Raw genomic sequence first — 19,413 nt, forward strand, 5'->3', positions numbered from 1 at the left:
GCTGGGCGTAATAGAGAGTAAAGCCGCTTCAAGAATAGAACACAAAAAAGACAGTGCGATGGAAAGCGTGGCAATCGTGATGAGAAGGAACATGAGAACCTGAGGTGGTGAGTATAGGTGTTTATAGGAGCAATCTAGGTGTCTGTCAATAGACCTCTGTACGCCTTTTCAGGCATGGATAGCGCTCCCTGCTGGCTCAATTTCCTCCTCTCTATAGCTGATGCTTGTCATCTTCGTCACGCAGTTTTATATTGCAAAAAGTCAACTATAGTTAAAGCGCTCCTGCTCCTTCCTATTTGGCTACTTCTTTTTTAGCTGCTTCCTAATATAGAAGGCAAAAAAATGCGTATAAGCTTTTTTAATGCCCCTCTCTACCTCGCCTTAAAACGCCATACGTCGTGTATTCGATTTACGCCTCAGGGCATTATTAAGGATGCCAGCCCACCATTTCTTGAGGCGATGGGCTATCAACTAGACGATATAAAGGGTAAGCATCACCGCATGTTTTGTGATGAGCAGGAAGTCAGCAGTGCCGAGTATCAGCAGTTTTGGCACTCATTAGCGGCAGGGGATAGCCGTCAGGGTCGTTTTTGTCGCGTACGTGCCAACGGTGAAGAAGTCTGGTTAGAGGCGACGTATGTGCCTATACGAAATTTTCGAGGACATGTGACGGAAATCCTGAAAGTAGCGAATGATGTCACCCAGCGTCATCAAGAATCTCAACGGCAAAAGGCCGTGCTAAGGGCGCTCAATGACTCAATGGCCGTCATTGAGTTTACCCCTCAAGGGGAAATACTCGAAGCCAATAAAAACTTTGAAGCCGCGATGGGGTATCAACAAAAAGATATTATTGGTCAACACCACCGTATGTTTTGCCCACCTGACTTCTATCGTAAAAACCCTCACTTTTGGGAGCGCTTGGCCCAAGGGGACTTTACCAAAGGCCGCTTTGAGCGCATCACTAAAAATGGCCAAAGCATCTGGCTAGAAGCCACCTACAACCCTGTTAAAGATGAAGATGGCAATGTGACCGAGGTCGTAAAATTCGCAGCGGACATCACCCAACTGGTCGACAAAGCCAATGCGACAACGGGAACAATTGGCTCCGCCCAAACCAGCACGTCACAAATTGAGCGTACCGCCAAAGATAGCCTCGACCACTTGGATGAGATGGTAAAAGGCTCAGAGCAAGCCGCTCAAACGCTGGCCCAGGCACAAGAGCTGGTAGAGGCCCTGCATAAACAGTCGCAAAGTATTCATGCGATTACGACCTCTATTGCCAAAATAGCCAGCCAAACCAACCTGCTTTCTCTTAACGCCGCGGTTGAAGCCGCCCGCGCCGGTGAACAAGGGCGCGGCTTTGCCGTGGTGGCTAACGAGGTACGCCAACTGGCTAAAGGGTCCAGCGAAGCCGTGGCACAAATTTCCCAAGTGCTCAAAGACAACAGTAACCTTGTCGAACGCACCACCGAAGCCATGCAACAGGTCATTCAACAAAGCAAAGCCGGTCAATCCAGGGTTAGCGAAATTGATGCGATTGTGAACAAGATTCTCCACGACGCTCAGGACGTCGCCCGCTCTATCGAGCAACTGGCCGCTGATACGCGGTTATAAGAAAAGCCTATTTTCACACATAGGGATGTGCGTCTTTTAACTTAATACATCAGCCTACTTTTATCGCTTTTAAGCATGCTACTATCTAACCCTACTTAATGTGGTTAGACGCTTTTGTTTGAAAGGATATCTGTTAATGTTTGACGCCCCCACTGCTGTTGCCACGCCTGATGCCGTAAATGCCTTCATTGAGCGCTGGCAAAACACCACGGGTACCGAAAAGGCGAATTACCAGCTCTTTCTTTCTGAACTATGCGTACTACTTACACTGCCCACACCCGACCCCGCCAGTAAAGATAATAAAGAAAACGCCTATACGTTTGAGCGTCGAGTGGATATTCAAAACCCTGACGGCAGCGAAAACCGCGGTTTTATCGACTTATACAAACGCGGTGTCTTTGTGCTGGAAGCCAAACAAACCGGCAAAGGACTGGTAAGCACGCTTCTCGCCGACCACGATGCGTTAGATAAAGCCGTGTTTAACGCCTACGGCTGGGATGACGTAGCGGACAAGCTTGTAGGCCTGCCCGGTGCTACCACCCCGCTGCCGGATAAACCCGCTACCCAAACGGAGGCCGAGGAAGAGCTGCTGATGCGCTTGGTGGCGCTTAACAAACAGCGCGCTGCTGAAGAAGCCCAAGGTAAGGTGCGTTGGCTGCGCCCGGACTACCAAGCACCCAAAGAAGCCGCACCTACCCAAAACGAGCTACAAAGCACTACGGCGGATGTCAGCACCTCAGCAGTAGACAAAACCAAAGCCACGTGGCCTAAAGACCTCGCCACCCAAGTGACTCTGCTGCGTGATATGCTCGCCGCCAGCCCCCACAGTGCGGAAAATTTAGCGGCACAGTTCAAGCGCAAACCGCAAAAAGGTGTTAACGAGGTACTTTCCGCGTTAGCCGCCCTCGGCCAAGCCCAAGAAGAAGGCCAGCAATGGCGCTTGGTGAGGTAATCATAAAGATGCCCAGCGTAGTAGACGCCAAGGAAATTTTACGCCAATCCACCCAAGGTCGCACAAAGCCATTTATCGTTCGTGATACACAAAATGATCAATATGTGGTTAAGGGCGTGCGAGGCGTTGGGCCACCGTCATTGGTGTCTGAACTCATCTGCTCTGAATTAGCACGGCGCTGCGAGCTGCCTGTAGCCGAGTATTCGTTGATGCGTTTCCCAACAGGCATGTTGGATTTTTCTCTGGAGCCAAGTGTCTCTGATCTAGCGGGAGGAATGGCCTTTGCATCCAAAGTAGCACCTCATAGCCAAGACCTGCTTTTCTCTCAAATAGGAGAAATTGATGCGCTAATACAGCAACGCCTCCTTCTCTTTGATATCTGGGTTCACAACGAGGATCGCTGCTTAAGCAAGCAAGGAGGCAACGTCAATCTATTATGGAGCCTGGAGAAAGGTTTAGTCGTCATTGATCACAATCTGGCTTTCGATCCTCTCGACCGCTCAGGTGATTTTGAAAATCATGTATTTACCCATCAGCGCGAGAGCTTTGTAGACCTTGAAGTACGCGCACGCCATGAGGAGGCGCTTGACGCAGCACTGGACGATTGGGATATGATCATTGGCTCGATACCTTTAGAGTGGCTCTATCGCGATATCGACGACGAAACTACAGAGATACACCCAACGTTGTCAGAGCGCTTCCATTTATTAGCACGTATAAGAGATCCTTCCTTCTGGAGCCTGATATGAGCGCAATAATTTGTAACTATGCGGTACTGCGCTTTCAGCCCTACCTTGATACAGGTGAGTTCGCGAACCTGGGGATCATCATGTTCTGCAATAATGGTGTATTTCTTCAGCGAATTGAAACCGTTGCCCGGAAACGCATTACGCATTTTTTCGATAAACTGCCAGCCAAGATATTTACTCAAGCACGCCAGCAGTTTGTCAACGAGCTTAAAAGGACAGTGGACCTGGCCAACCAGCATCAAGGTCAGCTCGATATCCAGCGGCGCATATTCAATGACCTGGTAGAACCTCGTGAAGCCATGTTTCGTTTTAGCAAGCCAGGTACAATCGCAACCAACGACCCTCAGGTAACGCTTGATGAACTGTTCGACCGTTATGTTCACCATGATTTCAAGCATATGGCGACACCGGAAGAGCAGCTAACCAAGAGTGTCACACATTGGCTCAAATCACTTAATCGTCGTTACACAGAGCAAACTCTGGGAAACGATCTTGTACGTGTAAAGCTGCCTTTTGTCTGGCAGGAGGGTTTACGCGTACGACAAGCTATAAAGCCCATTAGCTTTGATCTGGATGATTCAAGCAAAATTATCGAAAAAGGGGATAAGTGGCTGGCGCATTTACGCCGACTGAAAATGTCTGGCAGTATCCCGGATGATATGGTGTTTATTAGCCAAGTACCGAACGTACAACACGGCGCTCGCCTACGTGCTTATAAAGAAATCTGCCATGAAATAGAGAGCGGTTTTTCAGCAAGAGTTCTGCCTGAAAATCTGGGGCAGGACAGTATTCTCAAAGCCGTTGCAGACACTGCTGCTTAAAATAAAACAGTAGTATTAAGCGAGCCGAAACTAAAAACGTCTCCCGCAGGGGAGACGTTTTAGATTGCGCTATCAATAGCCGTTTTATGCAAACACTTCCGTCCATTCGTCACGCTTGGCAAGCAGGTCACGGGCGAGCTTCTGGGCGCCTTCCAGGCTGTGGCTCGCGGCCCAGCCGCACTGCATTTCGTTACAGGCAGGCACTTCAGTGGCCACCAGAACATCGTTCAGCGTTTGCTCAATGATGGTTAGCACGTCGTCGTAGTTATCGTGATTGATCATCGCGATATAAAAGCCGGTTTGGCAGCCCATCGGGCTGATATCGACCACTTTATCGGTATGATTGCGCGATAGTTCAGCCATCAAGTGCTCAAGAGAATGCAGCGCTGGCATCTCCATGTGCTCTTTGTTCGGCTGGCAGATACGCAGATCATATTTATGAATCTGGTCGCCGTTCTGGCCCTGCTTGATATCAGCAAGGCGTACATAAGGCGCTTTAACCTTGGTATGGTCCAGGTTAAAGCTTTCAACGTTCATTTTTTTTTCGGTCATGGTTGCTCCGCGTTTATCGGTGTCGTGGACCCATTCTACACGCTGGGGTTATACCTTGGGGGCATCAAAATTCCACGGTTCATCGGTATACACGCATACGTTGGCATCTTCGATATCGCCATCCGGTGATTCAACGTGCTTGGCAAAGAAGTCCTGGATCTCTTTACGCTGACAATGTGCTTCAAACTCCTCACGGCTCGCCCAGATTTCATGGAATACAAACGGGTAACTGGTGCCTTGAGCGAAGGGGTTATCGATCTGGCGGGTCACCGTGTAGTGAATGCAGGCATCTTCCCGGTGTGTGTTTGGCTCCAGCGCCTGAAGCGCTTTGAACACCGCTTCTTCTTTGCCTGGTTTGGGTTTGAAGCCAGCAATACAGTAAATTTTCTCTGACATGATCGCGTCCTGATATATGAATCGTACGTCATTATGCGGCTTGTTCTTATCGGTTAACAACCTGGCAAATAATACGCTCGGCCAAGGCCTCCAGGTCAGGCACCGTCATATCAGGTTCAATGCCCCAAGGATCAAAGGGCGCATCGGAATGACGCCGCACCCAGGCACTTCGCAGCCCGGCATGGGTTGCACCAATCACATCAAAGGCGTTGCTTGAAATTAACCAGGTATGCTCAGGGCGCGCTTCCAGCTGTGAGCGAAGATAGCTATATACCGCCGGGTCTGGCTTAAAGCGCTTGATATCATCCACGCTGATCACCGCATCCATGTGGCTTTCTACACCGGCACGTACCAGTAACTGAGTTACCGCCTCCGTCGTGCCATTGGAAAACGCCACGCAACGAATGCCCGCGTCACGCAACTGATCAAGCGCATCCACCACATCCGGGAAGGCTGGAAGCTCTGCATATACATCCATGAGGTGGTCGTGGTCATTGTCAGAAAGACCTGCTTGCAGCGCGCGGCTGGTAAACACCAGGGCCTCTCTCGTGCATTCTGAAAAAGGCACATAAGCGCCCATTAAGGCATGCCGAAAGCTGTACTCAAGCTGCTTTTCCCGCCAGCGCTTGGCAAATTCTTCTGCGTTAGAGGCATCGTTAAGTCGCCGTTCGAGTTCCGCCGTAACGCCCTGGGTATCAATCAGCGTGCCATATACATCGAAAGCCAATACCGGTTGCATAGCCACTCCTAACGTATCCGTTCACCGTCACTGTATTTAGTAGCATAGCTTCCCACCCCAAAAACAAAAACGCCGCTGCATAAGTAAGCAGCGGCGTTACCAGATCAGCGTCTTTTCATTAAATCGTTAACGCAGCTTCCTGATGGCCCGCTTTTAAATCGCCTGAGCGGGTAAGTTCATCGGTTACCCGGTCAATGGCGCGCTTGGCACGGCCAATCACGTCATCAACTTCTGCGCGGTTAATGGTCAGCGGAGGCGCAAAACCTAAAATGTCGCCTTGGGGCATGGCGCGAGCAATCAGATTCTCTTCCATGGCGGCGGCGGCCACTCGCGGTCCCACTTTGAGGGCGGGGTCAAAGTGCAGGCGCTGCTTGGCATCCGGTGAGAACTCAAGCGCAGCCATTAAGCCAACACCGCGTACATCCCCCAAGAGCGGATGACCTTCAAACGTGGCCTTAAGCTGCGCCTGGAAGTAGGCACCGGTTTCAGCCGCGTTGCCCACCAGGTTTTCACGCTCGATGATATCCAGGTTGGCAATACCGGCGGCACAGCCCAGCGCGTGGCCAGAGTAGGTCCAACCGTGACCGATTGGGCCAAACTCACCCGTGCCCTGCTCAAGCACTTGCCATACTTTTTCACCCACAATCACGCCAGAAAGCGGCTGATAGGCGCTGGTCAGGCCTTTGGCAATCGTGACCAGGTCCGGCTTCATGTTGTAGTGGTGGCTACCAAAATCAGACCCGGTACGTCCAAAGCCACATACCACTTCATCGGCAATCAACAGTACATCGTACTTGGCCAACACCGCCTGAATCGCGTCCCAGTAACCTTCGGGCGGCGGTACGATACCGCCTGTGCCCAATACCGGCTCGCCGATAAATGCCGCCACCGTATCCGGGCCTTCTTCGAGGATCATCGCTTCCAGCTTGTCGGCACAGAAGGAGGAAAACTCAAGCTCCGTCATGCCATGCTGCTCGGCGGCACGCAGGTAGTAGTGCGGCGCTTCAGTATGCCGAATGGTATCAATCGGCAGGTCAAAGTGGTCATGAAACGCCTTAAGACCGGTCAAGGAACCAGAAGCAATGCCCGAACCATGGTAGCCACGCATACGCGAGATGACTTTTTTCTTCTGCGGGCGGCCGAGTACGTTGTTGTAGTAACGCACAATTTTCAGCTGGGTTTCATTAGCGTCACTGCCCGACATGCCGTAGTAGACCTTGGACATGTTCATGCCAGCGATTTTCAGAATACGCTCAGAAAGCGCGATCTGCGGCTCGTTCGAGTGGCCGACATAGGTGTGGTAGTAAGAGAGCTCCATCGCCTGCTTGTAAATGGCTTCGGCAATTTCCGTGCGGCCATAACCGATATTAACGCAGTAAAGCCCGGCAAAGCCGTCGATAAATTCGCGGCCATCCTTATCGACAATATTGATACCTTTACCGCCGGTAATCACACGGCCCGGCGCATCGCCATGGGCGAAGTCACGCAGGTGGGTAGAGGCGTGAAAAGTGACTTTGCGGTCGCGTTCGATCAGATCCTGATGTTGGCTCATAACGTTCTCTCTGTACAATAAACCTTCCTACAGTCAGGAAGATTTTTTTTAAAATTAGTAACAACGTAAATTTTTATACCATCAGCGCAGCTAGCTTCCCGAAACCGACCCCAGCGCGCCTAAGCAGTAATACTTGGTTTCGAGATACTCGTCGATACCGGTGGCGCCGCCCTCACGGCCAAGGCCAGACTGCTTCACGCCGCCAAAGGGCACCGGTGGGCCGGTCATCTTGACGGAGTTTACACTGACCATGCCGTACTCCAGCGCACGCATCAGCTTCCAGATCCGGCGAATATCATGGGTATACACATAGGCCGCCAAGCCATACTCGGTATCGTTGGCAAGCTCAATAACCTCTTCGTCGCTCGAATAAGCGGTAATCCCGGCCACCGGGGCAAAGTTCTCTTCCCGCCAGACTTTCATTTGTGGCGTTACGCCTGTTAGCAACACCGGCATAAAGAAGTTTTCGCCCGGCGCTTGGTTCTGGTCTCCCATCACCAGCGTGGCGCCCCGAGAAATCGCGTCATCGACAATCGAGGCGGCCTTCTCTACGGCCTGGCGGTGAATCAGCGGGCCAAGATCTATCTCGCCCTGCAAACCATTGCCGACGGTTAATGCCGCCATGCGCTCGGTAAACTGTTCAACAAAGGCGTCATGAATGGATTCGTGCACCAGAATCCGGTTGGCCGCCAAACAGTCCTGCCCCGCCGTTTGAAACTTGGCGTCTACCGCCGCGTAAGCCGCCTCTTTGGGGTCCATATCCGGCCCAACGATAAACGGCGCATTACCGCCCAACTCCAGTGAAAGGCGCTTAACGGTTCCCGCACTTTGCTCCATTAACAGGCGGCCAACGCGGGTGGAGCCGGTAAACGACAGCGCCCGGATGCGTGGCTCGCTGCACAGTATTTTAGAAACCTCGGCAGGCTCACCCAAGACAACGTTAAAGATACCGTCCGGTATGCCTGCCCGCTCGGCTAATTCTGCCAGCGCCAGCGCTGAAAAAGGCGTTTCATTGGCCGGTTTCACAATCACCGGGCAGCCAGCAGCCAGCGCGGCCGCCGCTTTACGGGTAATCATTGCCAGCGGAAAATTCCACGGCGTAATCATCGCGGCAATACCAACAGGCTCTTTAATAGTGCCCAGCGAGGCATTAGGAATATGGCTGGGGATCGTTTCCCCGTAAGTGCGCTTACCCTCTTCCGCAAACCAACGCACGAAACTTGCTCCGTACTCTACTTCGCCCCGCGCATCGGGCAGCGGTTTGCCCTGCTCCAAGGTCATGATGGTCGCCAGGTCTTCGCGGTTGGCCTGAATCAAATCGTACCAGGCCAGCAAGCGCTCGCAGCGTTCATCGACACGCAGTGCGCGCCAGTGAACAAAGGCTGCCTCAGCGGCATCCACCGCCGCGGTAATCTGCTCGGCTTCAAGCAGAGGGATATGCCCGATCGCTTCGTTGGTTGCCGGGTCATACACCGCTTCTTCACGGCCACCTTCCCCATGCGTCCACTTGCCATTCACATAAGCGTACTGGCGAAACAGGCGCGGATCTTCTAGCCGTTTCACCAGCGTGGTCGATAGTGTGGTCATGGGCACCTCCCCTGGTTGAAGCCATTAACCGGCGACAAACCGTTGCACGTTGACGATTGAAAAGACCGGCTTTTGGTCGATCCTTTCGATGTGCCTAGCGTAAGGGAGAAGACGCACGAAGTGTTTTTGAAAACCAGGGCTTATCGTGCGACTTTTTTTGTCTATGGACGTTTAGCAGCGTGTTTTTTTGGAGAGAACGCGTGAGGGCCAAGAAACGCCGTTAAAGAACGTTGTCAACATCAATGCCCATCGGTTGACGCTTAACCGTTTTGGTCACGATATAGGTGAAGTAACGCTCAATGCCCGCTTCGGACACCAGCCATTTATCCATGAGCCGCTGGTAGCTATCAATTGTGCGGGCTTCAAACTTCACCAGATAATCAACCCCACCGCCGACGGCGACACATTCGGTGACCTCTGGCGTATCCATGACCAAAGCTTCAAAGCGCGCAAAGCTTGCGGCGTTGTGGGCTGTAAGCTCAATTTGCACCCACACAGGGTTGCGCGGCACCAGTACATCGGCATTGATGCGCGCGGTATAGCCCTGAATGACCCCGGCTTTTTCCAAGCGTTTAACCCGCTCCCAGCAGGGGCTGACCGAGAGGTTAATCGCCTCGGCCAGTTTGGACTTGGTGATCCGCCCATCACGGGAAAGGATATCGAGAATTTTAAGATCAAAACGGTCGAGTTTTATCATGCCTTGGGCTATGCCTCCAGGCGGTCGACGACATCGGCAATCACCGCAATGGTGTCCCCCATATTGACCAGGGCCGGGGCGCGCCGGGCCATCAAAATGCCATCGCGTTCGGCGCGGTAGGCAACCGGCTCGCTACCGGTACGGGTCATATCGTATACGTAAGCCAACACCTGCCCTTTGGTCACGGCATCGCCCAGCGCCACGCAAAGCTCAAGTACGCCGGAGTGCTGACTCTGTACGTAGCAGCTGGCGTCTGGCATATCGAGATAGACCTGGCCGCCTTGCGGCATATCCACCTCGCCCTCTAGCAGGCCGTAATGGATCAGAAAGTTACGTACGCCGCGCTCGGTAATCGCCATACTTTGTGGCGTGGAGGTGCCACCACCGCCAAGCTCTGTGGCCACAAACACCTTGCCTTGTCGCTCGCAGGCAGTATCGAAGAGTTTTTCGGCATCCAGCTCAAACATCACCATGGCGTAAGGCGCACCAAACGCTTTGGCGCCTTCCAGCGCGGCCTGTTGCTGGGCTTTGTCATCCAGCACATGAGAAGCACCAAACGGCAGAATATCCAGCGTGCGGCCACCGGAGTGTAGGTCCAGTACCACATCGCTCATGGGCACCAAAACGCGGGTAAAGTAGTCGGCAATTTGCAGCGTTACGCTGCCGTTGGGGTCACCGGGGAAGCTGCGGTTAAGATTGCCCTTATCCATCGGCGATGTCCGCTTGCCGGCCATAACGGCGGGCGTATTCATGCACGGCACAATAATCACCCGCCCACTGACGTCCTCTGCAGTGAGCGCATTGGCAAGCTTAAGCAGCGAAGTAATCCCCTCGTATTCGTCGCCATGGTTGCCACCGGTTAATAGCGCTGTGGGGCCTTCGCCATTTTTCACTACGGTAATCGGGATCATTACCGCCCCCCAGGCCGAGATATCGGTGGAGATGGGCAGCTTTAAAAAACCGTGCTGCACGCCGTCAGCATCAAAGTCGACAGTCGCGGAAATCGGGCTTGGTCGCAGGGTCATAACGACTCCTTAATCAGTTATAACGGCTTATTCTTTAACGACTTATCATCATTTAACAAATAACTGCCGTGGAAAGTTGGCCAGCGTCTCGCAGCCTGTTTCAGTAATCAGGATGCTTTCGGTAATTTCCAGCCCCCAATCCTCCACCCAAAGCCCAGGCATAAAATGAAAGGTCATACCGGGTTGCAGGATGGTCTCATCCGAAGGACGCAAACTCATGGTGCGCTCGCCCCAGTCCGGTGGGTACGAAATACCGATGGGGTAACCGCAGCGTGCACCACCGCGGTCAAAACCGTATTTATCCATCGCCGCACCCAGCGCCATGGCGATATCCGCCGTTCTATTTCCTGGCTTAGCAACGTCCAGGCCGTTTTCGATACCTTCCAGAAGGGCTGATTCAGCGCGAATAAAGTCGGTCGGCGGTCGTCCCAGAAATACGGTGCGCGACATGGGCGCGTGATAGCGCTTGAATACTCCGGCAATCTCAAAGAACGTGCCCTCGCCTTCACGAAACGGCGTATCGTCCCAGGTCAAATGTGGAGCAGCGGCATCTTTACCGGTTGGCAGCATGGGGACAATGGCAGGGTAATCGCCGCCATACACTTTCCCATTTTCATCGAAAAAGCCTTCTATCCCCACTCGGTAGATTTCCGAGACCAGCTTACTCTTGGGAAGCCCTGGCTCGATGACTTCCAGAATACGCGAGTGCATGCCTTCAACAATCTTGCCGGCAATGCGCATATAGGCAATTTCCTGAGGCGACTTGATTGCCCGGCACCAGTTCACCAGCGCATTGGCGTCGATAAAGCGCGCGTGGGGCAGCTCGCGTAGCAGGCTCTGGTAGGCTTTGGCGGTGAAATAGTAGTTATCCATCTCCATCCCCACGACGCCGGTATGCCAGCCGCGATCAGGCAAGATCGACTGCGCCAGATAATCCATCGGGTGCATATCCGGATTTTGAACGTAGTAATCCGGATAATAAGTAATATTAACTGGGTCAATCCAACAGGTGCGCAGCGCCCCGTTAGCGTCCATACGACGCCCAAACCATACCGGCTCGCCTTCCAGGCCAACCAGCACACATTGGTGGACGTAGAATGACCAGCCGTCGTAGCCGGTCAGCCATGCCATATTCGACGGATCACTGACGATCAATACATCAATGCCGCGGCCGGCCATTTCAGCACGCACCTTCCACAAGCGCTGTGCATACTCTTCACGCGTGAAGGGCAGGGAAACCTGAGTCATCGGGCAACTCACCATCAAAGATCACCAAGAACCGGTGCGCGTTTTTTACGCCAAGCAACGGGGCACAAGGGCGACCAGGCTACCGCCATGGAAGGCTTGCCAATGTCGTCTTAGCCCGATACTAGCACCACCCCGTGGTTGCGGGTCAAAGCCTTTATTTAACTCATGTTGCCGGCTCTCTTAACCGGCCACGCAAAAGCTTCAGCACCGCGCGCTCACCGGGGCCAATCAACGGCTCATTTTCAAGTTTGTTTTCAACCAACTGCCGAAAATGCGTCAACGTACGGTCACCCCGGTAGCTCTCCACCACACGGAGATCAATGTAGGCCAAACGCCTCGTTCTATCGTGACGCGTTATGACTTGCAGCGTGCAGACAACCTCCCCATGATAAATAAATAGAGCGAGAAACACCCATTCACCACGCAGGAGCCGAAATGAAGATTGTTGTGCACACCGATGATGCCACTCAATGGCGCGATGCCCTTTCCAAAGCGCTTCCTAACGCAACGGTCGTGACCAGCGACGCTCCCGAAGAGACACGACAAGATGCTGACTATCTTGCGGTATGGAAAGCCCCTGCGTATCTCTTGAAAGAGCAGACTCGGCTTAAAGGCATCATCAACCTGGGCGCAGGAGTAGATTACTTACTCGGCACGCCAGGGCTGCCCGCCAATATTCCCATCGTGAAGCTGCGCGATGCGGGCATGAGCGAGCCAATGGCCGACTACGTACTGTATGGCGTCTTACATTTTTACCGCAGTATGGACCGTTACACCGATCAGCAAGCCAACGCTGAATGGCAGCCGCAACGCTTGGCAGATAAAGCTGATTGGCCAGTAGGTGTACTCGGCCTCGGCGCTATCGGCGCGCACGTTGCCAGCGCCTTGCAGCAAGCGGGATTTCCGGTGCTGGGCTGGAGTCGTTCACCCAAAACTATCACAGGTGTACAGTGCCTACATGGTGAGGAAGGACTGGTCGAGCTTCTTGGCCAAGTGCAGAGCGTGGTTACTATCCTGCCCGACACCCCCGCCACGCACGGTATTCTCAACGCCCAGCGGCTCGCTAAACTGCCCAAGGGCGCCAGCGTGATCAACCCAGGCCGAGGCAGCTTGATTGATGAACAGGCGCTTCTTGAGGCACTGGGTGATGACGCTACGCCAGGCCACTTGCGCGGCGCGTTGTTGGATGTTTTTTGTGAAGAGCCGCTGCCCGCTAAAAACCCCTTATGGCAGCACCCCCGCGTCATCGTCACCCCTCACATGGCAGCGCCCACCCCGGTGAATGATGCGATTGACCAGGTCATTGCCTACCTGCATGCCTTTGAGGCGGGTGAAGACCTGCCTACGGTTAACCCCACACAAGGATACTAAGTCCGTTAAAACCTGCATGGCCGCCTCTGCCTACACCCAGCGGGAGGCGCTTCTTTCATAGTGATACACCACCAGCATCACGGGCGCATCAAATGTTAAGATACCCACTAAAGGCGCTCGAAATATATGCCAGGCCATGGAAATGCATGACAGGTATGCAAGCAGGCCTTTGAACCCAAGACGGCTCAGCTTATTGGGTTTATTTGCAAACAGCGCTAGCTAGCAGGGACCGCTTGCTCATAAGGAGAATCAGGATGCGACTCGCCCATTTAAATGTTGTATCGGCTTGTATACGACTGTGCACCGCTTGGCTATTACTCAGCGCTGTACCGGTCAATGCAAGCGAAGAAGCCGCCAGCACTCTTGCAGACATAGTGCCATTTGAAGCGCAATACCGGCTGGAAACCCGCAACTGGCCCAGTGCAACGATTACCCATACGCTCAGCCAGGAAGGCCAGCATTGGCTAAGCGATATGCGCTTTTCATTGGCCATAGTCAGCGGCCAGGAGTACAGCCGCTTTTCAGCGGATGATGACGCCGTCCGTTCACTGCTTTTTAGCAGCAGCTACTCGCTTCTTGGCGTAGGCGACAGCTATCGATTAACCGATAACGATATTGCGACGCTTGATCGTCAAGCCGCGCTGGTTGATCTCTCTCGACGGGCAGGCCATGAAACGTGTACGCGCAGCGCACCGTGTGATCTCGATTTTGTTGACCACCGCGGCCGCGATGAGCACTTCCAGTACTACGCTACGCCAGGCACGCACATCGTCAACGTGCCCGCTGGTGAGTTTGAGGTACAGCAGGTCATTTTGACGAATATCGAAAAGCCTGACCGCCATCTGGAAATCAACTTTCACCCGGACTGGCCCGGCCTGATTGTCTCGGCGGAGTATCAAAAAGAGGGTCGCCGCCAAACCCGCATCAGGCTTACTCAATTTAACCCTTAAGGCGCCACACCCTACATGCTGTCTGGATTATTGATTGTTCTTCTGCCTCTGATAGTGGGCTATTTACTACGCATTCGCTCTCCTTACCTCCAGCAATTGATCAACCGTGCCGTTAGCGGCTCGGTTTATCTTATTTTGCTCTTCATGGGGGTAAGTCTTGCCGGGCTTGAAAATCTAACCAGCCAGCTTTCGCGGCTGGGGGGCAATGCATTGCTGCTGTTTAGTATTACCACGGCGTTTAACCTGGCCGCTTTATGGTGGTTGTCTCGCCGGGTAGCACTACAAACGGGGGATTCACCTGTCGTTAAAAACGCACCGACCAGTAAGCTTGCCGCCATGCAAGGCTCGTTACTCTTGCTGGCCGTAGTGACGGTCGGCGTTATTACAGGCCTGCTGCTGGGCCCAAGGCTAGGCGAGACGCTTTTTACCGCCGCAGACCTGTTAGCTGAATGGGTGCTTTACGCGTTGCTAGTGCTGATCGGCTGTCAGCTACGCAACTCCGGCATGCCGCTTAAGCAAATTCTGCTCAACCGGCTGGGGCTTGCTATTGCGGTAACGCTGGCCGTTAGCTCGCTACTGGCGGGATTGGCTGCCGCCCCCTTGCTCTCGCTTAGCTGGAATGAAGGGCTCGCCATGGCGTCTGGCTTCGGCTGGTATTCGCTTTCAGCCATTTTAATTGGCGACCAGCTAGGGCCGCTAATGGGCGGCGTGGCGTTTTTTAACGACCTTTCCCGGGAACTCCTGGCGTTTATTTTGATTCCGCTAGTGATCCACCGCCACACCGCCCTTGCCATTGGCTACGGCGGTGCCACGTCAATGGACTTTACCCTGCCTGTGATTCAACAGCACGGCGGCGTCGCCTGCGTGCCCATCGCGGTGGTTAGCGGATTTATTCTTTCGCTGCTCTCGCCCCCTTTGATTCTGTTTTTCCTCTCGCTTTGACGCTTCATTGCACGCTACAAAAACGCTGTGAGCTCCCCCCCACAGCGTTTTAAAACTACTCCCGTTTAATACGTGCTGTAGCTCTCCAGCTTGCTGTTTAGGTGCATACGAACGTTAGCGCTGCGGTCATCAAGGGAGTGCTGAATGCCATCGGTGTCATGCATTTCCATTGAACAAGTGAAAACGGGAGGCGATTAAGCGCCTGCTTTTGCCGCCCGCGCGGCGTGAAGTTTCTTGTAGCTTTCAATCAAACGTTGATGACGCTCCAAACCATCAAGCTGCATGTTGGTGGGCGTCAGACCGTAAAAGCGCGCGCTGCCTTCCACCGAGCCGACAACCGCCGCCATGGTCTCTTCGCCAAACATGCGCTGGAAGTTGGGCAGGTAGTCGTCGATTTCAAGCTCGTCGTCCAGGGCAATTTCCAGCGTCGCGTTCATCGCCTGGTAGAAGAGACCACGTTCAACGGTGTTGTCGTTGTACTGCAGCAGCATCTGCACACAATCAAGTGCTTCTTCATGACGGCCAAGCGCCAAGTAGACCAGAAGCTTAAGCTCCAGAATGGTGAGCTGGCCCCATACCGTGTTTTCATCAAACTCAATGCCGATCAGGGTGGTGATATCGACGTGGTCATCCATCTGGCTCTCTTCGAGGCGCTCGACCAAATCGGTGAGCTGGTCATCCTCGAGTTGATGCAGATTGAGAATATCCTCACGGTAATCAAGTGCCTTGTTGGTGTTATCCCAGATCAAGTCTTCAATCGGATACACCTCAGAGTAGCCCGGCACCAGAATACGGCATACCGGCGCACCGAGATCCTCATGGACCGCCATGTATACCTCCGCCCCCAACTCCTCGAAGATACCAAATAGCGTTTCGGCCTCTTCTTCGTTGGTGCCGGAGAAATCCCACTCGCTGAACTCGAAATCCGCCTTGGCACTGAAGAAGCGCCAGGAAACCACACCAAAGGAGTCGATAAAGTGTTCAACAAAGTTGTTGGGCTCGGACACGGTCTGCGAGTTGAACGTTGGCAGCGGCAGGTCGTTCAGGCCTTCAAAGCTGCGACCCTGTAAAAGCTCGGTCAGGCTGCGCTCTATCGCCACTTCAAAGCTTGGGTGGGCGCCGAAGGAGGCGAACACGCCGCCGGTGCGCGGATTCATCAAGGTCACGCACATCACCGGGAACTGACCGCCCATGGAGGCGTCCTTTACCAGCACTGGGAAGCCCTGAGCCTCAAGCGCCTTAATGCCTTCGACAATATTCGGGTACTTCGCCAGCACATCTTGCGGTACATCCGGCAGGGTCATTTCCTGCTCCAGAATTTCCCGTTTGACCGCCCGTTCAAAAATTTCCGACAGGCACTGCACCTGAGCTTCCACCAGCGTGTTGCCCGCACTCATGCCATTGCTTAAGAACAGGTTTTCAATCAGGTTGGAAGGAAAGTAGATCGTCTCGCCATCTGACTGACGCACAAAGGGCAGCGAGACAATGCCGCGCGCCTCATTGCCGGAGTTGGTATCAATCAGATTCGAGCCGCAAAGCTCGCCTTCCGGGTTGTAGATCGCCAAGCAGTGCTCATCGAGAATTTCAGCGGGCAGTTCATCGTTAGGCCCTGGCTTGAACCACTTCTCATTGGGGTAATGCACGAATTCGCTATTGGCGATCTCTTCACCAAAGAACTGATCGTTGTAGAAGAAGTTGCAGCTCAAGCGCTCAATAAACTCGCCCAGCGCCGAGCACAGTGCGCTCTCTTTGGTCGCGCCTTTTCCGTTGGTAAAGCACATGGGCGAGGCCGCATCGCGAATATGCAGCGACCAGACATGAGGCACGATATTACGCCAGGAGGCGATCTCAATCTTCATACCAAGATCAGCCAGCAGTGCGCTCATATTGGCGATGGTATCTTCAAGGGGTAAATCCTTTCCCTCGATATAGGTGCGCTCGCTGCCTTGCGGGGCGCCCATCAACAGCGCTTGGGAGTCCTCATCGATATTCTCGACGGTTTCGATCTGAAACTCAGGGCCGGTTTGAACAACCTTCTTGACCGTGCAGCGATCAATCGAGCGCAGAATACCCTGGCGATCCTTCTCGGAAATATCTTCGGGAAGCTCGACCTGTATCTTGAAGATCTGCTTATAGCGATCTTCCGGATCAACGATATTGTTCTGCGAGAGGCGGATGTTTTCGGTGGGAATATCCCGCGCGTTGCAGTACACCTTCACAAAGTAGGCGGCGCACATAGCGGATGACGCCAGGAAGTAGTCAAACGGGCCAGGCGCCGAGCCGTCGCCCTTGTAGCGAATCGGCTGGTCTGAAATAACGGTGAAGTCGTCGAACTTGGCCTCGAGGCGGAGGTTATCGAGATAGTTGACTTTGATTTCCATGAGCGGGCATCCAGAGCAATGAGTGTGCCTGGGCGGTTGAAAACAGAGCCCTCGGCGAATTGCCACCCATTATCCAGTTTTTGACCCGCTTCGTCTTGGTAAGTCTCGTTAAGCGCTTATTCAGCACTGAACAGAAACGGAAGAGCTTCGTCTAGCAGCGTCTCGGGGATCTCTTCAGCAATATAGTGGCCGCAGGGCAGCGCCTTACCTTCCACCTGGGTCGCCACCTTGCGCCATTCGCTTAGTGCATCAAAGCAGGCTTCAATCGCGCCTTCAGCACCCCACATCACTTTTAGCGGGCAGGTAAGTTTTACACCAGCGTCGATATCGGCCTGATCGTGGACTAAGTCGATCGTGGCGCTGGCGCGGTAGTCGCCACAAATGCCGGTCGCGGTGCCGGGCAGTGCCAGGCAGCGTTCGTATTCCTTCAGCGCTTCCGGAGTAAACGGCGCCATCCCGGCACTGCGCGCACCCATCACACTTTTCAGGTACTGGGCCGGGGCGCTATTGATTAGCATTTCAGGCAGCGGCTGGGGGCGAATCAGAAAGAACCAGTGCCAATAGCTGCGCGCAAAGGCCTCGTTGGTGCCGCGGTACATGGCAAGGGTCGGCGCAATATCGAGAAGCACCATACGCTCAACGCGTGAGGCGTAGTCAACACCCAAGCGGTGGGCGACCCGCGCACCGCGATCATGCGCCAGCACTTTGAAGCGCTCGAACCCCAGATCACTCATCAGCTCGGCCATATCAGCTGCCATGGTGCGCTTTGAATAATTGAGATGCTCGGCGTCATCGTCGGGTTTGCCGCTATCGCCGTAGCCGCGCAGGTCGGCGGCTATTACGGTGAAGTGCTGGGCAAGCGTTTCAGCCACCTTATGCCAGATCACATGGGTTTGCGGGTGGCCATGGAGCAGCAGTAACGCGGGGCCGTGGCCTCCTATACGAAAAGCAATACCAACACCCTTTATGTAACGCAAATGCTTTTCAAACCCTTGGAACATGGCAGGCTCCTGGCTCAGTAATCGATATGAATAAACCGGTGGCTTAAAGGGTTGCTCATTCAACTGGCGACGTCAGCACCTGCTCGAACAGCAGCTTTTCAAACACTTCCATGGGAGCATCCGACTTCAGCGTCTTGGCACGCAAAATTGCCCCTTCCCAGCCGGAAAGAATAAAGCTTGCCAACTGATGCGGGTCCAGTGCTTGAGTGAGAGCCCCCTGGGCCTGGGCTGCCTGCAGGCAGTGAGCAAAGCGTGCTTCCCAACGCAGGAACGCGTGATTAAGCGCCTCGCGAAAGCGAACACTCTGCCCTGCCATCTCCTGACCTAAATTGCCGATCAAGCAGCCGGCCGCATGGTCGCGCTCGCTCATGTAAGCACGGCTGGTGGCAAAGTAGCGCTTCAGGCGGTCAAGAGGGGGTGTCATCGGATCTTCAAGCAGAGCGACCAGACTAGCATCATAGTCGTTGGCAAACCGCTCAATCACCGCCAGGCCAAAATCTTCCTTACTGGAAAAGTAATGGTAAAACGACCCCTTGGGCACGCCGCAGGCGTTAAGTACGGCATTAATGCCCGTTGCATTATACCCTTGTTGGGTAATCAGCTCAGCACCAGTATCAATTAACTTATCGCGGGTGGCGGTGTTTTTCATACGCTTGCACAAGACTCATCGGCCGGACGGTATTTATGAGAAATAGGTGTCGTGATAAGTCGCAGGCGTTTAGGTTAGCGAAGAGTTGCACGCTATTTTCATAATGCTTACCTAATCTCTGCGAGCCAGTGCGTGATGCTAGCATGATACGCTTCTTATACCGGAATTTTCGCTTTTACTACGTTTT

19 protein-coding genes are annotated in these 19,413 nt (G+C 53.7%); 7 read left to right on the forward strand and 12 right to left on the reverse strand.

The features are described from left to right. Window positions 1-342: 342 nt before the first annotated feature. The 4 genes from ACT3TY_RS06080 to ACT3TY_RS06095 all read left to right on the forward strand — a co-directional run bounded on the left by ACT3TY_RS06080 (window position 343) and on the right by ACT3TY_RS06095 (window position 4,136). Window positions 343-1,614, forward strand: a complete 1,272-nt coding sequence (locus tag ACT3TY_RS06080; protein ID WP_444627654.1) for a methyl-accepting chemotaxis protein — start codon at window positions 343-345, stop codon at window positions 1,612-1,614. A 136-nt stretch (window positions 1,615-1,750) separates the two neighbouring features. After that, window positions 1,751-2,566 (forward strand): type IIL restriction-modification enzyme MmeI, encoded by an 816-nt coding sequence (locus ACT3TY_RS06085; RefSeq protein WP_444627656.1) that lies wholly within the window; start codon window positions 1,751-1,753, stop codon window positions 2,564-2,566. Next, a complete protein-coding gene (locus ACT3TY_RS06090; protein ID WP_444627657.1) occupies window positions 2,548-3,315 on the forward strand; it encodes a HipA family kinase in 768 nt (255 codons plus the stop codon). The genes ACT3TY_RS06085 and ACT3TY_RS06090 overlap by 19 nt, the downstream gene beginning before the upstream one ends. Further along, a complete protein-coding gene (locus ACT3TY_RS06095) occupies window positions 3,312-4,136 on the forward strand; it encodes a DUF3037 domain-containing protein (RefSeq protein WP_444627658.1) in 825 nt (274 codons plus the stop codon). The genes ACT3TY_RS06090 and ACT3TY_RS06095 overlap by 4 nt, the downstream gene beginning before the upstream one ends. Window positions 4,137-4,220: 84 nt before the next feature. Here the strand turns inward: ACT3TY_RS06095 and ACT3TY_RS06100 are convergent, their stop codons facing one another. The 9 genes from ACT3TY_RS06100 to ACT3TY_RS06140 all read right to left on the reverse strand — a co-directional run bounded on the left by ACT3TY_RS06100 (window position 4,221) and on the right by ACT3TY_RS06140 (window position 12,263). Beyond that, the gene (locus ACT3TY_RS06100; RefSeq protein ID WP_444627659.1) at window positions 4,221-4,688 is read right to left on the reverse strand and encodes an S-ribosylhomocysteine lyase; all 468 of its coding nucleotides are present in this window, start codon (window positions 4,686-4,688) and stop codon (window positions 4,221-4,223) included. Between the two features lie 48 nt (window positions 4,689-4,736). Beyond that, entirely contained in the window at window positions 4,737-5,084 is a 348-nt protein-coding gene (locus tag ACT3TY_RS06105) for a putative quinol monooxygenase (protein WP_444627660.1), read from the reverse strand. 46 nt (window positions 5,085-5,130) lie between these two features. Continuing rightward, complete coding sequence (locus ACT3TY_RS06110) at window positions 5,131-5,823, reverse strand: haloacid dehalogenase type II (RefSeq protein WP_193054443.1); 693 nt, start codon at window positions 5,821-5,823, stop codon at window positions 5,131-5,133. 118 nt (window positions 5,824-5,941) lie between these two features. Continuing rightward, the gene (locus ACT3TY_RS06115; protein ID WP_193054442.1) at window positions 5,942-7,375 is read right to left on the reverse strand and encodes an aspartate aminotransferase family protein; all 1,434 of its coding nucleotides are present in this window, start codon (window positions 7,373-7,375) and stop codon (window positions 5,942-5,944) included. A gap of 90 nt (window positions 7,376-7,465) precedes the next feature. Beyond that, the gene (locus tag ACT3TY_RS06120) at window positions 7,466-8,962 is read right to left on the reverse strand and encodes an NAD-dependent succinate-semialdehyde dehydrogenase (RefSeq protein ID WP_172117475.1); all 1,497 of its coding nucleotides are present in this window, start codon (window positions 8,960-8,962) and stop codon (window positions 7,466-7,468) included. 220 nt (window positions 8,963-9,182) lie between these two features. Continuing rightward, on the reverse strand, window positions 9,183-9,659 hold the full coding sequence (locus tag ACT3TY_RS06125; RefSeq protein WP_193057172.1) for an Lrp/AsnC family transcriptional regulator: 477 nt from the start codon (window positions 9,657-9,659) through the stop codon (window positions 9,183-9,185). Between the two features lie 8 nt (window positions 9,660-9,667). Then, entirely contained in the window at window positions 9,668-10,684 is a 1,017-nt protein-coding gene (doeB, locus tag ACT3TY_RS06130; RefSeq protein ID WP_087111972.1) for a N(2)-acetyl-L-2,4-diaminobutanoate deacetylase DoeB, read from the reverse strand. A gap of 48 nt (window positions 10,685-10,732) precedes the next feature. After that, window positions 10,733-11,932: an ectoine hydrolase DoeA gene (doeA, locus tag ACT3TY_RS06135; protein WP_172117472.1), complete on the reverse strand. Its 1,200-nt coding sequence runs from the start codon at window positions 11,930-11,932 to the stop codon at window positions 10,733-10,735. Window positions 11,933-12,095: 163 nt separating this feature from the next. After that, complete coding sequence (locus tag ACT3TY_RS06140) at window positions 12,096-12,263, reverse strand: hypothetical protein (RefSeq protein WP_444627662.1); 168 nt, start codon at window positions 12,261-12,263, stop codon at window positions 12,096-12,098. Window positions 12,264-12,367: 104 nt separating this feature from the next. Here ACT3TY_RS06140 and ACT3TY_RS06145 point away from each other — a divergent pair, with 104 nt between their 5' ends. The 3 genes from ACT3TY_RS06145 to ACT3TY_RS06155 all read left to right on the forward strand — a co-directional run bounded on the left by ACT3TY_RS06145 (window position 12,368) and on the right by ACT3TY_RS06155 (window position 15,195). After that, window positions 12,368-13,303, forward strand: a complete 936-nt coding sequence (locus ACT3TY_RS06145; RefSeq protein ID WP_444627664.1) for a 2-hydroxyacid dehydrogenase — start codon at window positions 12,368-12,370, stop codon at window positions 13,301-13,303. A gap of 254 nt (window positions 13,304-13,557) precedes the next feature. Continuing rightward, window positions 13,558-14,253: a hypothetical protein gene (locus ACT3TY_RS06150; protein ID WP_444627666.1), complete on the forward strand. Its 696-nt coding sequence runs from the start codon at window positions 13,558-13,560 to the stop codon at window positions 14,251-14,253. A gap of 15 nt (window positions 14,254-14,268) precedes the next feature. Continuing rightward, complete coding sequence (locus ACT3TY_RS06155) at window positions 14,269-15,195, forward strand: lysine exporter LysO family protein (RefSeq protein ID WP_444627668.1); 927 nt, start codon at window positions 14,269-14,271, stop codon at window positions 15,193-15,195. Window positions 15,196-15,389: 194 nt separating this feature from the next. Here ACT3TY_RS06155 and ACT3TY_RS06160 read toward each other — a convergent pair whose 3' ends face one another. From ACT3TY_RS06160 to ACT3TY_RS06170, 3 genes are all read right to left on the reverse strand, one after another. Then, window positions 15,390-17,576 carry an OsmC domain/YcaO domain-containing protein gene (locus ACT3TY_RS06160; RefSeq protein ID WP_444627670.1) on the reverse strand — a complete coding sequence of 729 codons (2,187 nt, stop codon included), beginning with the start codon at window positions 17,574-17,576 and terminating at the stop codon, window positions 15,390-15,392. A gap of 116 nt (window positions 17,577-17,692) precedes the next feature. Beyond that, complete coding sequence (locus ACT3TY_RS06165; RefSeq protein ID WP_444627672.1) at window positions 17,693-18,577, reverse strand: alpha/beta fold hydrolase; 885 nt, start codon at window positions 18,575-18,577, stop codon at window positions 17,693-17,695. Between the two features lie 55 nt (window positions 18,578-18,632). After that, entirely contained in the window at window positions 18,633-19,226 is a 594-nt protein-coding gene (locus tag ACT3TY_RS06170) for a TetR family transcriptional regulator C-terminal domain-containing protein (protein ID WP_444627673.1), read from the reverse strand. Window positions 19,227-19,413: the final 187 nt, after the last annotated feature.

It is taken from the genome of Halomonas sp. AOP22-C1-8 (genome assembly GCF_052378905.1).
GTDB lineage: Bacteria > Pseudomonadota > Gammaproteobacteria > Pseudomonadales > Halomonadaceae > Vreelandella > Vreelandella citrativorans.